Source organism: Methylobacterium sp. Leaf112 (assembly GCF_001423295.1).
Classification (GTDB): Bacteria; Pseudomonadota; Alphaproteobacteria; order Rhizobiales; family Beijerinckiaceae; genus Methylobacterium.
This window is the reverse complement of sequence record NZ_LMNG01000023.1, coordinates 158,090-171,678: the sequence shown is the minus strand read 5'-3', so window position 1 is coordinate 171,678 and position 13,589 is coordinate 158,090. Positions and strand designations below refer to the sequence as shown.

11 protein-coding genes are annotated in these 13,589 nt (G+C 68.7%); 9 read left to right on the top strand and 2 right to left on the bottom strand.

The features are described from left to right. Positions 1–57 precede the first annotated feature (57 nt). Together ASF52_RS11140 and ASF52_RS11135 are read right to left on the bottom strand one after the other, a co-directional pair. A complete protein-coding gene (locus ASF52_RS11140; RefSeq protein ID WP_056171767.1) occupies positions 58–2,589 on the bottom strand; it encodes a PBP1A family penicillin-binding protein in 2,532 nt (843 codons plus the stop codon). 96 nt (positions 2,590–2,685) lie between these two features. Next, positions 2,686–3,849 carry a transglycosylase SLT domain-containing protein gene (locus tag ASF52_RS11135; RefSeq protein WP_056171765.1) on the bottom strand — a complete coding sequence of 388 codons (1,164 nt, stop codon included), beginning with the start codon at positions 3,847–3,849 and terminating at the stop codon, positions 2,686–2,688. Between the two features lie 317 nt (positions 3,850–4,166). On the opposite strand from ASF52_RS11135, the gene ASF52_RS11130 reads away from it, so the two are divergent. The 9 genes from ASF52_RS11130 to ASF52_RS11090 are packed head-to-tail and all read left to right on the top strand — an operon-like array spanning position 4,167 to position 13,517. Continuing rightward, positions 4,167–5,357 carry an inositol-3-phosphate synthase gene (locus ASF52_RS11130; protein WP_056171764.1) on the top strand — a complete coding sequence of 397 codons (1,191 nt, stop codon included), beginning with the start codon at positions 4,167–4,169 and terminating at the stop codon, positions 5,355–5,357. After that, a complete protein-coding gene (locus ASF52_RS11125; RefSeq protein WP_056171762.1) occupies positions 5,357–6,277 on the top strand; it encodes a hypothetical protein in 921 nt (306 codons plus the stop codon). Before ASF52_RS11130 ends, ASF52_RS11125 begins: the two co-directional genes overlap by 1 nt. Positions 6,278–6,308: 31 nt before the next feature. Further along, positions 6,309–7,493: a class I SAM-dependent methyltransferase gene (locus tag ASF52_RS11120; RefSeq protein ID WP_056171760.1), complete on the top strand. Its 1,185-nt coding sequence runs from the start codon at positions 6,309–6,311 to the stop codon at positions 7,491–7,493. After that, positions 7,493–8,494 (top strand): Gfo/Idh/MocA family protein, encoded by a 1,002-nt coding sequence (locus ASF52_RS11115; protein WP_056171758.1) that lies wholly within the window; start codon positions 7,493–7,495, stop codon positions 8,492–8,494. The genes ASF52_RS11120 and ASF52_RS11115 overlap by 1 nt, the downstream gene beginning before the upstream one ends. Positions 8,495–8,508: 14 nt before the next feature. After that, entirely contained in the window at positions 8,509–10,098 is a 1,590-nt protein-coding gene (locus ASF52_RS11110; protein WP_056171756.1) for a YcaO-like family protein, read from the top strand. Next, on the top strand, positions 10,095–10,940 hold the full coding sequence (locus ASF52_RS11105) for a sugar phosphate isomerase/epimerase family protein (protein ID WP_056171754.1): 846 nt from the start codon (positions 10,095–10,097) through the stop codon (positions 10,938–10,940). The genes ASF52_RS11110 and ASF52_RS11105 overlap by 4 nt, the downstream gene beginning before the upstream one ends. After that, positions 10,937–12,160: a glycosyltransferase family 4 protein gene (locus ASF52_RS11100; protein ID WP_056171752.1), complete on the top strand. Its 1,224-nt coding sequence runs from the start codon at positions 10,937–10,939 to the stop codon at positions 12,158–12,160. Before ASF52_RS11105 ends, ASF52_RS11100 begins: the two co-directional genes overlap by 4 nt. Continuing rightward, positions 12,160–12,915, top strand: a complete 756-nt coding sequence (locus ASF52_RS11095; protein ID WP_056171750.1) for a PIG-L deacetylase family protein — start codon at positions 12,160–12,162, stop codon at positions 12,913–12,915. The genes ASF52_RS11100 and ASF52_RS11095 overlap by 1 nt, the downstream gene beginning before the upstream one ends. Continuing rightward, a complete protein-coding gene (locus tag ASF52_RS11090) occupies positions 12,912–13,517 on the top strand; it encodes a uracil-DNA glycosylase (protein ID WP_056171748.1) in 606 nt (201 codons plus the stop codon). The genes ASF52_RS11095 and ASF52_RS11090 overlap by 4 nt, the downstream gene beginning before the upstream one ends. Positions 13,518–13,589: the final 72 nt, after the last annotated feature.

Here is a 13,589-nt window from a genome sequence, read left to right as displayed (position 1 = left end):
GTCAGCTTCGCTCGCCGGGACTTTTTTCAGGGCGGGAGGCCAAGTGCCCCCCCGGCGTCAGCGCTCCCGCCGCCACAGTCCCGCACGCTCGGAGCGGGCTTGTTCCTCGGCCGCGAGGAGATCGGACGGGGCATCCGCCGAAGCCCGGGCGCCGCCGGCCGCGAGAATGAGGGATGCCAGGTCGTCGCCGTCGATCTGACAGCGCAGGGGTCCGGCATCGGCCCCCGCGGCGGCCGTACAGATCACTTCGCGTCGACGCAGATAGCGTGCGAGCTGGCGGGCGAGTGCTCCACCCTCGCCGTCGACGCCCAGAAGCCTAACCGTGCGGCCGCGGAAGGCCAGGGTTCCGGTATCCACCACCTCCGGGACGCCGCGGATCGCCGCTCCCGACACGGCGGGTGCCACATCCCGGGCGGGCGCCGGTTCGGCCCGGGCGGCGGAGGGGCGTTTGCGCCCGCGCGCCATCTGGGCGGCGGCACGCTGGACGAAATCCCGGAACAGGGCGGCTGGAATGTCGCCGCCGCCGACGCGGTTCATCGACGTATTGTCGTCGTTGCCGACCCAGACCCCCACGACGAGATCCGGGGTCATTCCGACGAACCAGGCGTCGCGATAATCCTGGGTCGTTCCGGTCTTGCCACCCACCGGCATGCCCTGCACCCGCGCGGCCTTACCGGTGCCGCCGTCGACCACGGCCTGAAGCGAATCGAGCATCATCGCCCGCGCCTGGGTCGGCAGGGCTGTGCCGGGCCGTGCTTCGGGGCGCAGGTAGAGCGGCTGCGGCGCGCCGCCCCGGATGGCATGGACGCTGTGGGCATCCACCGGCACGGCGCCGGCCAGCACGCCCGCGTAGGCGCGGGTCATCTCCAGCAGTGTCACCTCGGCCGAGCCGAGGGCGAGGCTCGGCACGTTGGGCAACTCGGAGACGACGCCGAGGCGGCGGGCCGTCGCGATGACGGCCGGGATGCCGATCTCGTCGGCAAGCTGGGCCGCCACGGTGTTGATCGACTGCGCGAAGGCCGAGCGCAGGGGCATCGCGCCCTTGAACCGGCCGGTGGAATTCTGCGGCTCCCAGTCGCCGATCTGCGTCGGCTGATCGACGAGAACGGTCTCCGGCGTGAACCCGGTCTCGTAGGCGGTGAGGTACACGAACAGCTTGAATAGGGAGCCGGCCTGACGCTTGGCCTGTGTGGCGCGGTTGAACTGGCTGTCCTCGTAGTCGCGCCCACCCACCATGGCGAGGATCGCGCCCTCCTTGTTCATCACCACCATGGCGGCCTGGCCCGCCTTCTTCTTCGCCCCTTCGGCATCCATCCGCCGGGCCACCACACCCTCGGCTAGACTCTGCAGATCGAGGTTCAGTGTGGTCCGGACGGTCACGTCCCCGGTGGTGTCGGCGAGTCGCTTGGCTTCGCCCGACACCAGATCGAGGAAATAGTTGGTGCCCGGCGGGGTCTCGGGTGGCGTCCGGAGCGTGATGGTCTCGGTGCGGGCCTTGTCCGCCTCGACGGCCGTGATCGCGCCGGTCTCCACCATGGTCTGGAGCACGACGTCGGCCCGCTCCTTGGCGCCGCCGAAATTGCGGGTGGGCGCCAGCTGCGAAGGGGCGCGCACGAGGCCGGCGAGCATCGCCGATTCCGGCAGGGTCAGCGCTTTGGCGCCCTTGCCGAAGTAGCGCCGGCTGGCGGCATCGAGGCCGTAGGCGCCGGCTCCGAAATAGGCGGTGTTGAGGTAGCCCAGGAGGATGTCGTCCTTCGACATCGTCGCCTCGACGCGCAGGGCCAGGAACGCTTCCTGGATCTTGCGCCGCAGGGTCTTCTCCTGGGTCAGGGAGGTGAGGCGGACATATTGCTGCGTGATGGTCGAACCGCCCTCGCGGACGCCGCCGCCCGACGTGTTGCGCCACATCGCCCGCAGGAGCCCGCGCGGATCGACGCCCCAATGCGAGCGGAAGCGCCGGTCCTCGATGGCGATGATCGCCTGGGCCATGTGCGGCGGCAGATCGGCGGCAACGAGCTTCTGACCCTGGAACGCACCGCGTGTGGCGAAGACCCGGCCGTCGTCGGCCTCGACCGTGAGCGCCCGTTGGCCGGCCTCCGGCACAACGCCGCCGAGCGGCGGCAGGGTGACGAAGCTGTAGAGGACGAGGCCGGCCAGAAGCACCATCGGCAGGGCGACGAGGGCGAGGATCGCCAGGAGGACCGGTCGCCCGCGCAGGCGCCCGCCCCAACGCGGATTTGGGGCGGCAATGGGCGCGGGCGTGGGGGACACGGGGGACGCAGCGGCGGGCCCTGCCGCCGTCTCCGGCCCTTGCCGTCGGCCGGATCCGAGGCGACCGGCCAATCGGGTGAAGGCTTGCCCCGATGCGCGCGCGGCGCCGGTCGCGCCACGTCCGCCCGTGCGGGCCGCACTCCCCAGGAGGACTCCGAGCTGGCGCCCGAGGGTGCGGGCTGCGGCGGCGGCCTCGCGGGCTGCGGCACGGGCCGCCTCGCTCTCGGACGACGCTCCCTTGCCTTGGGCATCCTTGCCTCGGGCATCCTGCGGCGAAGGCCCATCGGGACGCGGGTGTTCGGGGTCGACGGACTTCATGGGGGCACTCGACGGTCGTCGGCACCCACAGGGGCGGGGCCGTCGCGTGTGCGGGTTCTAAACCGTTTCTTTCGCGGCGGGCTATGTTCCGTCGCCCTACTCAGCCGGCGTCGCCTCGGTCACCCGGACGCGGTGGATGGGGGCCGCCTCCCCGGCATCGGCTTCGAGGGCGGGCAGTTCGACCTTGATCTCGGGCGCGACGAGGGCCGCGACGCCCTCGTACTGATCGAGGCGCCGGTCGATCATTCCGCCGATCTTCTCGCGCACTTCCGCGACCGTGAGGCTGCGTCGGCCCTTGCCGGCCTTCTCCGTGAACAGGCTGCGATTGGCCTTCGCCGCGGCCTTGAACACCTGCTTGGCCACCTGGCCCGGCTTGTCCGCGTTCAGGGCGAGGAAGCGTCCGGCGCTGGCCGTCCCGAGGAAATGCGCGAAGTAGAGCTCCGCCGTGGTGAGGTCCCGGCCGATGCGCTGCTCGATCCGGCCGCGGTCGCGCTTGATGAGTTCCCCAGCCATCAGAGCCGCGACATAGGGGTCCTGGCGCAGGCGCAGGACGCGGGTGCGGGTGGCATCGTCGGAAATCGTGATGGCGCTGCCGCGCCCCGACACCGCAGCGGCCTCGGTCTCGAGACCGTGCCGGGCGCCGTAGGTGCGGATGAGTTCGAGCCAGGTGCTGCTGAGGAACTGGAACAGTCCTTCGGCCGAAGAGGTGGCCGCCTTCACCGTGGTGGAGAAGCTCGATTCCTTGTCGGCGAGCGCCATCATGTAGACGGGGTCGACGCCGGTCTCGCTGGCCGCGCGCAGGATCGTTTCGACGATCTCGCGGGGCACGGCCATGTCACCGAAGCGGAGGCGTTCCGTTCCGGCGCCGTCGCGGATCGGGACGAGCGTGGCGAGGTCGTCGGCGATGAGGGCCAGCGTCGCCGGTTCCTGCTCGACGACGGGAACTCCGGCCCAGTCCTGTGCGTTTGGCTGATGTTCGACCTGTGGTCGCACTGATGTGCGGATCGCAAAGTCTCGCTCGTCGATACGAGCGTGAGCGGCCGCTGCGGGCGCCAGGGCGTTCTGCGGCAGGGCCGCACCGATCACCAGCCCGGCCACGAGGGTAGCGAGGGTCCGGCGTCCAGCTTTGGCGAGGGTTCGGCGCGCGCGGCGCTCGGTCCGGGGCAACCAAGCCACGGAAGGATCTGCGGAAAAGGTCTCGTTGGGCACGAGACGGCTCACGTCGTCGGCGCAGGGCGCCGGCTCCGGGAAAACCCCCATCTTTCGTCCTTGTTCGTGCCGCTGCCTTCATGGGCGCGGCTTCGATTTGTTCAGCGCGGCGATGTCTCGCCGCCGGCTGTGACCAGAATGGGACAGCGGCGTGATTCAACCGTGGCACGCTTAACGGACGGTTAAGGCTCTGTTTTCACGAAGTTTTAACGAAGCGTTCGGTCGCCGTTCAGGCAGACCGCGGCAAAAAAGCGTTTCCCGCTGGACTTGGAATGACGCACACGCGGTCCAGTTAGCAGGGCCTAACGGGAGGCTCCGATCTGCGGAGCGGCAATCCCCGTGGACCCAATGAAGGAAGCCTTTTTCCAATGAGCATGCAGACCGGTCGCCGTGTCGGCGTTGCGTTCGTTGGCATGGGTGGCGCCGTTGCCACCACTGCCATCGCGGGCATCGAGATGATCAAATCCGGATCGAACCGCCTCGACGGATTGCCTCTGGCCGGTCTCTCCGTCGCCGGATTGGCCGACTACAAGGATCTGGTCTTCGCCGGCTGGGACCTCAACGACGACGATCTCGCCTCCGCGGCCACGGGTCACGGCGTGCTGAGCCAGCAGGACATCGAGAACGGCGCCCAGGTGCTCAAGGGCATCAAGCCTTGGCCGGCCGTGGGCAGCGCGAAGTTCTGCAAGAACATCGAGGGCGCCAACCGCATCGTGGCGGCCGACCATCGCGAGGCGGTGTCCGTCATCGCCAACGACCTTCGCCGCTTCAAGGCCGAGAGCAATCTCGACGATGTGGTGGTGATCAACCTTGCCTCCACGGAGCGCTGGCCCGATCTCACCGCCGCGACCCTGAACTCGCCGGAAGCCTTCGAGAAGGGCCTTGATTCCAGCGACGAATCCATCAGCCCGGCGATGCTCTACGCTTACGCGGCGATCAAGAGCGGCGTTCCCTATGCGAACTTCACCCCGAGCATCGCCGCGGACGTTCCGGCCCTGCTCGAGATGGCCAAGACCCTGAACGTTCCGGTCGCCGGCAAGGACGGCAAGACCGGCCAGACCATGATGAAGACGGTCCTGGCCCCGGCTCTCAAGGCCCGCGCACTCCATGTCGACGGTTGGTTCTCGACCAACATCCTCGGCAATCGTGACGGCCTCGCCCTCAACGACAAGGATTCGCTCCAGTCGAAGCTCAACACCAAGGGCACGGTGCTGGATTCGATCCTTGGCTATCCCGTCGAGGACCATCTGGTCCACATCCACTATTACCGGCCGCGCGGCGACGACAAGGAAGCCTGGGACAACATCGACGTCACCGGCTTCCTCGGTCAGCGCATGCAGATCAAGGTCAACTTCCTCTGCAAGGACTCGATCCTGGCGGCCCCCCTCGTCATCGAGATCGCCCGCGTCCTCGATCTCGCCAAGTCGCGCGGCGACGGTGGCGTCCAGGAGCAGCTGTCGTCGTTCTTCAAGGCACCCATGGTCAAGAACGGCCGCGGTCCCGAGCACGATTTCGGAAAGCAGCAGACCATGCTCCTCGACTGGCTCGGCGTGAACTGATGACAATGTCCCTGGAGGGCGGCCCGGCCGCCCCCCTCGCCCTGCGCCCGCTACTGGTCGAACTCAACGACCTCAAGCGGGTTCATGCCGCCGGCCGCACCGGCTCCATTGCCGAGCGTCTGTTCGCGCAGGGATGGGGTGCCCTCACGGGCGGCGCTTCTGCGGAGGATGTCGCCCTCGACATCACCGCCAAGGCGTTGGCGGCCGCACGCCTCTGCGACCTCGACGCGGCTTTCCTGGCTGCCGTGGGCCTCGATCCTGCCGCCGCATCCGGAGTTCTGGTCGCCGGGTTCGATGCCGTCACCGACAGCGTCGACACGGCTTTGCGCGATCGCCTTCGGGCGCGCCTGCGTGAACCGGGCGGCGTCGTACCCGGCCCGCTTCCAGGGTTTGTTTCCGCCCTGGCCCATCAGCCGAGAGCCGGCGTGACCTGTCCGGGCAAGCCCCGCATCTTGTTGGAACCACCCGAGAATCACGCGGAACATTGCCTGATGGTCGCGGTCTACGGGGTCGTCCTGAGCCCGTTCTACCGGGCCGATCCGACCTTGGTGTTCCTGGCTGCCATGAGCCACCACTTCCACAACGCAGCGATGCCCGATGCCGGCTTTACCGGCGAGATGCTGCTCGGTGAGCATCTCCTGCCGATCATGGCCCGTACGACCCAGTGGGCGTTGGACGAACTCGATCCCGCCTTGCGCGAGACCGTGGCGCGTGCCCGTGCGGTGCTGCCCGACGACGCGACGGCCGAGGGGCGCGCCTTCCACGCCGCCGACTGCATCGACCGTGTCCTACAGATCGCCCAGCACCTGCGTGCCGCCGGCCTGACCATGGGTACGGTCCTCGATGAGATGGAACTCGTTCACGCGGGTCCGGTGAAGGAGTTTCATGATCGCGTCCTGACGGACATGCATATCCCGTGATCCGTTGGTTCGATCACGTGGACACCGCGTCATGATTCCGTTCGCGCTCCTGTCGCCCGAGACTGGGGAATCCCTCAAGGCGGACACCCCGCATTCCCTGCGCGAGAGCGGAACGGGCGCGCGCTGGCCTGTCATCGACGGCATTCCCTATCTGCGTACGAACCGGTCCGAGCTCGTCGCCAGGACTCTCAAGCTCCTGGACGCCGGCGAGACGGGGCTCGCCCTCGAAGGCCTGCTCGCGGATCAGGACGATTGGTGGACCGGGCCACCGGCCGATGCCCTCGATCTGCACGAACTCGTGCGCGACCGGGCGAAGCTCAGCCTGCGGGATGCCGTGCGCCTTCTCGGGTGGGGCCGGGTCGGCGATTACTTCGTCAATCGCTGGACCGACCCGACCTATCTTGGCGGCCTCGCCCTGCTGGAAGCGCATTGGAACGATCCCGTCTGCGTGTTCGAGTTCGCATGCGGCATCGGCCATTATCTGCGGGATTTCGCCCTGCGCGGTCTCAAGGTCGCCGGGGCCGACGTGGTGTTCGCCAAGCTCTGGGTCGCCCGGCACTGGGTGGTCGGAGAGGGCGTGCAACTCGTCTGCTTCGATGCCGGCTCACCGCATTGGCCGATCCCCGGTGCGCCCGTCGATCTCGTGGTCTGCAACGATGCGTTCTATTTTCTCGACGGCAAGGCCGAGGTCCTCGACAACCTGCGCCAGAATGCCGGTGACGACGGCTGGCTGGTGTTGAGCCACATCCACAACAGCGGCTGCCCGGGCTTCTCGGCCGGGCGCGCCGTCTCGGCGGCGGAGATCGAGGAGTTGTTTCCCGATGGTCTCGTCTACGATGACGCGGAGCTGACCCGCGCCCTCGTTGAGGCCCGCGCACCCTCTCCGCGTGCGCCGAGCGATCTCACCGGAGTCGAAGCGTTTTCGGTCGTCGCCGGTCCCGGTATGCGTCCGGCTCCGCGTGCCATCGTCGACGGCATCACCCTGCCACGCGCCGGAACGCGGCTGCGCCTCAATCCGCTCTACGCTCCGGACCCGACTGGGGGCTACCGCATCGTCTGGCCGTCGGACCGCTACGAGGCGGAGTATGCCGGTCTCGCGACCTATCCTCCGCATTCGGGCGGTCCGGAAAGCCTCGCCTGGAGCGGCGGCCTTGAGAGCCCGGATCTCGACCGCATCCGTGCGCGCGAGTTCGTCGATCTGCCGGAGCGGTGGTGATGGATTCGATCGCCTGGGGAATCGTCGGCTTCGGTTGGGTCGCGCGGGACTATATGGCGCCGGGCATCCGGGCGGCCGGGCATCGGCTCGTGGCCGTGGTCGATCCAGGCTCGGAATCGCGGGCGGCCGCGGAAGCGTTGGGTGCCCGTGCCTACGCGAACCTCACGGATCTCGCCGCCGACCGCGAGGTCGAGGCGGTCTATGTCGCGACGCCGAATCACCTCCACCGCGAAGCCATCGAGGCGTTGGTCGGCTCCGGCAAGGCGATCCTATGCGAGAAGCCCATGGCGGCCAGCCTCGCAGACGCCGAAGCCATGGCGGCGGCGGTCGGCGCGGGGAGTACCTTCTACGGCACGGCCTTCGACCAGCGCCATCACCCCGCCCACCGGGCGATGCGAGACTGGATCGCGGACGGCCGACTCGGCACCATCACGGCGGTCAGAATCGTCTATGCCTGCTGGCTTCCGCGGAGCTGGACCTCCGTCCCGGGGCAGGACAACTGGCGCATCGATCCGAAAAAGGCCGGCGGCGGCGCCCTGATGGATCTCGCCCCCCACGGCCTCGACCTCGTCGATTTCCTCGTCGGCGAATCCATCGTCGATCTCGCGGCCCTTACCCAGGCCCGCGCCCAGGATTACGCCGTCGATGACGGTGCCCTCCTCATCGGCCGCACGGGCTCGGGCGTGCTCGCCAATCTCCATGTCGCCTACAATTGCCCCGACGCCCTGCCACGTCGGCGCCTCGAAGTGACCGGGACGGCGGGGCAGCTCACGGCCATCGACACCATGGGGCAGGTGGCGGGCGGCAGTCTCACGTTCATCGACGGGTCAACCGGCGTGTCGGAAGACATCGCCTTCGACGGCGCGGCCTCGCCCTTCCTCGAACAGGTCCGCGCCTTCGGCTCCGCCCTGCGGCGTCCCGGCGAGCGAGCCGCCTACAGCGCGGCCCGCGACCTCCACACCATGCGCCTGCTGGCTCGCGCCTACGACGCCCTGGCCTGAGAACGGATCATCACGTGAGCGAACACGATCAGGACGCCAGAGCCCGCAATCCGCGCGTCAAGGCTCCGCGCGCCTACCCCTACGGCGCCGCGCGCCAGATCGAAGGCCTGCCCTCCGACTTGCCCGAGCCCGTCCGCGCCTACCTCGATATCCTGCCGCAGGGGCGCATCGTCGGCTTTCCCCTGGCGCCCCTGGATCGTACCGGCATCCCCGTCTGGTTCGTCTCGCTCTTCCTCGACGACCCGTTCTTCGTCGGTGCCATGCCGAGCGGCATCGGGTACGGCGCCACGGACGACGAGGCCCTCATCGGGGCCGTGGCCGAGATCGCCGAGAACCTGATGCCGTCGTTGGCGGTGATGCCGCGCAAGAAGGAGCGCGGCAGCTACGAGGACCTCGTGAAGGTGTTCGGCGCCGGCTCCGTCGCCGACCCGCTGACCCTGTGCCTGCCGGCCGGCAGCCCCGTCGGACGAGGCTCGGTGCTTGAATGGACGCCCGCCATCCGTGCCCGCACGGGCGAGACCGTGTTGATGCCCCTCGACATCGCCGCGACGGATTATTTCGAACTGTCCGAGGGCTACAAGCCCTTCACCAACCTCATCACCAACGGCCTCGGCGCAGGGCCGGACACGGATTTCGCCCTCGGTCATGGTCTGCTCGAACTCCTGCAGCGCGACGGCAACGGCCTGCTGTTCCGCGCCCTCGACCAGGGGGTGATGCTCGACCTGTCGGAGGGGCTCGGTCCTGAGACGCGCGGCATGCTCGACCGCCTCGATGTGCTCGGCATCAAGGCCCTGCCGAAATTCGCCACCGACCAGTTCGGCCTGACCAACATCTACGTCGTGGGCCACGATCGGAACTTGGCCGACACGCCTGTGCCCATCGCCTTGTCGGCCTGCGGCGAGGCCTGCGATCCGGACCGCGAGCGGGCCCTGCGCAAGGCATTGCTCGAATTTCAGGCCGCCCGCGTGCGCAAGGCCTTCGGCCACGGGCCTCTGTCCTTCGCCGAGCGTGTCACCCCGCCGGGCTACGTTCAGGCCTTCATCGACAAAGCCCTGCCGAGCCTCGATCTCGAAGAGAGCCGGGCCCTCAAGGCCATGCTGGAATGGATCGTCCTGCCGCCCGAGGATCTGGCCGCGACCTTGCGCGACACGGTGTATTCCGAGCGCGGCACGAAGAAATTCACGGACTTGCCGACGACCGCCGCTCCCGATGGACACGCGCGCGGCCGTATCGCCCGCGAGCGCCTGGAAGAGGCCGGCTTCGACGTGCTCTACGTCGATTGCGCGCCGCCCGGCGGTTCCGTCGGCGTGGTCAAGGCGATCGTGCCGGGGCTCGAGGTCGAAACCATGAGCTACCACCGCATCGGCGAGCGCAACACGCAAAAGCTCATCGCGCGCGACCACCCGCTGATCCGGTTCGGAGAGGCCAGCGAGACCCTTCGCCCCGTGCGGTTGACACCCGAGGCCCTGGAGCGCTTCGGCGGTCAGCCCCTGTTCGATACGGCACTGGCCGACCAGATCGTCGGGTCGCATTATCCCCTCTATCGCGAGCCGGAATCGCACCACGCACCGTTCCGCCTCGCCCAGCAGGAGAGGGGTGAATGAGCCTGCGTTTTGCCTACAACACCAATGGCACCGCCAATCATCGCCTGACCGATGCCGTCGATCTCATCGCGGATGCCGGCTACCAGGGCGTGGCGCTGACCCTCGACATCCACCACCTCGACCCCTTCGCCGAGCATTGGGTGCAGGACGCGCAAAGCCTGTCGAGCCGCCTCCAGCGCCTCGGCCTCGGTGCGGTGATCGAGACCGGCGCCCGCTTCCTCCTCGATCCGAAAGCCAAGCACGAGCCGACCCTGGTCACCGGCGACGCCGTGGGTCGTGTCCGGCGCATCGGTTTCCTCAAGCGTGCCATCGACATCGGCGCCATCCTTCAGGCCGAGGCGGTCTCGTTCTGGGCCGGCGTGCCGAAACCCGGGATCGATCGGGCCGAGGCGCGGCACTGGCTGATCGAAGGCTTGGCGGAAGTGACGGACTACGCCCGCGCCCACGGCGTGGTGGCATGCCTCGAGCCCGAGCCCGGCATGCTCATCGAGACCCTCGACGATTTCGCCGCCCTGGATATTCCGGGCCTGCACCTCGCCCTCGACACCGGCCACTGCCTCGTCACCGGCGAGCGTGATCCCGCCGCGGCGGTCGCCGAATTCCAGGACCGGATCGGCACGGTGGCCATCGAGGACATGAAGCGCGGCGAGCACATCCACCTGCCCTTCGGCGAGGGCGACATGGACGTACCCGCCGTCCTCGATGCCCTGGATGCCATCGACTTCCGACAACTCATCTGCGTCGAACTCTCCCGCGAGAGCCACCGGGCCGACGTCATGGTCCCGGCATCACTCCAATTCCTTCGCGATTGCCGCAAGCTCAGGGCGGAGCCGGTCCAGTGAGAATCTGCTTCGTCAGCCGGCGCTACTTCCCGGCCATTTCCGGCATGAGCGTCTACGCCCAGAACCTTCTGCGCGAACTCGTGCAAGCTGGCCACGACGTGACGATGATCAGCCAGTATCGCGGTGACGATTTCGGCACCCGCGTCTACGGCGGCGGTCCGCCTCCGCCGGTTCCGGGCGTGAACGTCATCGGCCTCGAACAGGTCGGCGAGCAGACCGACGGCGATTTCGAGCGCGACATCGGCACGATGGTGGCGACCATCCGGAGCGAGCACGAGAGGCAGCCCTTCGATATTCTGCACGCCCAGTATGGGTATCCCACCGGCTGGGCGACTCTGCTGGCCGCCAAGGCGATCTGCGTGCCGACGGTGGTTTCGATCCAGGGCGGGGACGGTCACTGGGTCGGCTCGTGCTGCGAGACCCACCGCGTCGCCATGTGCGACGTGCTGGCCCACGCCAACGCCCTGCTCATCGGCGGCCCGTCCTTCGTGGACGAAGTCTGCGACCGCCTCGGCTCGGACCCGGCCCGTTTCACCATCGTGCCGGGTGCCGTCGACACCGCGCGCTTCACGCCGGGACCCGGGGACCATGCCGGTCCCGTGCGCCTGTTCTATCATGGCCGCGTCGACCGCCGGAAAGGCGTCCTCGACTTCATCGACGCCCTCGGTCTCGTGCGCGCGCGTGGGGTGCCGTTCGAAGCGATCATCTCGGGCATTGGGCCGGATGTGGAGTCCTCGAAGGCCCGTGCCGCGGAACTGAACTTTTCGGAGTCTGAAATCCGCTTCACCGGCTACGCCGATTACGACACCGTGCCGGACCTCTATCGGGCCGCCGATGTGTTCGTGTCGCCGACCTATGCGGAGGGCTTCTCCAACACCATCCTGGAGGCCATGGCGGCGGGTCTCGCCGTGGTCTCGACCCATTCGGTCGGCGTGTCCGATTGTCTGCGCGATGGCGAGAACGGGCTTATGGTCCAGCCCGGTGACGTGCCGGCCTTGGCGGAGGCCCTGACGCGGGTGATCGAGGACGACGCCCTGCGCGCGCGCCTCGCCCGGGACGGCCTGGAGGAATGCCGCCGCGTCTATTCCTGGGGTGCGGTCGGACGCCGGATCATGGACGTGTACGATGTCGTCGCGGGCATGAAGCCGGCCACGGACTTCGCCGGCGATCTGCCGCACGACCCTACCTGTCGCTTTCGCGCCGAACCCCACCTGCTCTGATGCCGGCGGTTCTCGCCCTGTCGCCGCACCTCGACGATGCGGCCTTCTCGTGCGGCGGCACCCTCGCGGTGCTGGCGCGGGCCGGCTGGCACGTCACCATGGCGACGGTGTTCACCGGCTCGGTGGCCGATCCGAAGGGGTTCGCCCTGGCCTGCCAGACCGACAAGGGTCTCGGGCCGGAGATCGACTACATGGCGCTGCGCCGGGACGAGGACGCGGACGCCGCCCGAGCCCTCGGCATCGCTGCGCCACGGCATCTGCCGTTCCGCGAGGCGCCCCACCGGGGCTATGCCAGCGCGCCCGAGCTGTTCGCGGAGCTTCGGGGCGATGACGGCATCGTACCGGATCTCGTGCGCGCCTTCGGAGAACTCATGGCCGAGACGCAACCCGACCTGATCCTGGCGCCGCAAGCCGTCGGCGGTCACGTCGATCACGTTCAGGTCGTGGACGCCCTCACGACCATCGCCACCGGCGTCCCGATCCTGTGGTGGCGCGACTTTCCCTACACCGTGCGTGACGCCGAACCGCGCGAGCCCCTGCGCGATCGCTTCGCCGAACTGCCGGTGCAGGTCATCGCGTTCGATGCGGCGGCACAAGCGGCCAAGTACGCGGCCTGCGCGGCCTATGCGAGCCAGCTTGGGTTTCAGTTCGGCGGACCTGACAACCTCGCCGAGCAACTGACACGGGAGGGCGGCGTCGAACGCTTCCGGCTGAGCGGCGCCCTGCCGGACCCTGTTGCACGCCTCGTCGGGTGATCCCGAATCACCCGAAAAGCCTGCGAGACCCCGCCGACCTCGCCGCGCGCCGCGACCTCCTGGCGGCTCCGCATCTCGCACCCTTGCGCACGCTCGCCCACCGCATCGCGGCCGAGCGGGACGCCCCTGTGCCGGAGCCGGACCCCTTCGATGGCGGTGTCGATGCGCGGCTTCTGCTGTTGCTGGAAACGCCGGGCCCGCGCGGTACCGGCTTCGTTTCGCGCGACAACCCCACGGGCACGGCCGCCAACTTGTTTCGCTTCTTCCAAGAGGCTGGCATCGCACGGGGCGACACGGTGATCTGGAATGCGGTCCCGTGGGTGATCCACGCGCCGGGCGCGCGCAACCGCGCGCCGCGCCGATCCGAAATCGCCGCAGCCGCGCCCTACCTGGAGCCGTTGCTCACCTGTCTGCCACGCCTGCGCGTCGTGATTCTGGCCGGGCGCGTGGCAGGACTGAACCGTCCCGCACTCGCGAGTCTGCGGCCCGACCTGCCGGTGATCGCGGTGCCGCATCCGAGCCCGACCTATGTCTGTACGGCGCCCAGCGTCGCCGAACGCATCCGACGGGGCTTCGGCGAAGCCGCCGCCATCCTGGCCTGACGGGATGCTCCGATCCAGTGCAACCCACGGGCAAGATCGGTCCATCGCTGGCAATTGCCGGCCGATGCCCCT

Bases quoted from the DNA above. Each gene is read 5' to 3' on its own strand.
- ASF52_RS11120 (WP_056171760.1), top strand. From the start codon at position 6,309: ATGATTCCGTTCGCGCTCCTGTCGCCCGAGACTGGGGAATCCCTCAAG.
- ASF52_RS11105 (WP_056171754.1), top strand. From the start codon at position 10,095: ATGAGCCTGCGTTTTGCCTACAACACCAATGGCACCGCCAATCATCGC.
- ASF52_RS11095 (WP_056171750.1), top strand. From the start codon at position 12,160: ATGCCGGCGGTTCTCGCCCTGTCGCCGCACCTCGACGATGCGGCCTTC.
- ASF52_RS11135 (WP_056171765.1), bottom strand. From the start codon at position 3,849: ATGGGGGTTTTCCCGGAGCCGGCGCCCTGCGCCGACGACGTGAGCCGT.
- ASF52_RS11130 (WP_056171764.1), top strand. From the start codon at position 4,167: ATGAGCATGCAGACCGGTCGCCGTGTCGGCGTTGCGTTCGTTGGCATG.
- ASF52_RS11140 (WP_056171767.1), bottom strand. From the start codon at position 2,589: ATGAAGTCCGTCGACCCCGAACACCCGCGTCCCGATGGGCCTTCGCCG.
- ASF52_RS11125 (WP_056171762.1), top strand. From the start codon at position 5,357: ATGACAATGTCCCTGGAGGGCGGCCCGGCCGCCCCCCTCGCCCTGCGC.
- ASF52_RS11115 (WP_056171758.1), top strand. From the start codon at position 7,493: ATGGATTCGATCGCCTGGGGAATCGTCGGCTTCGGTTGGGTCGCGCGG.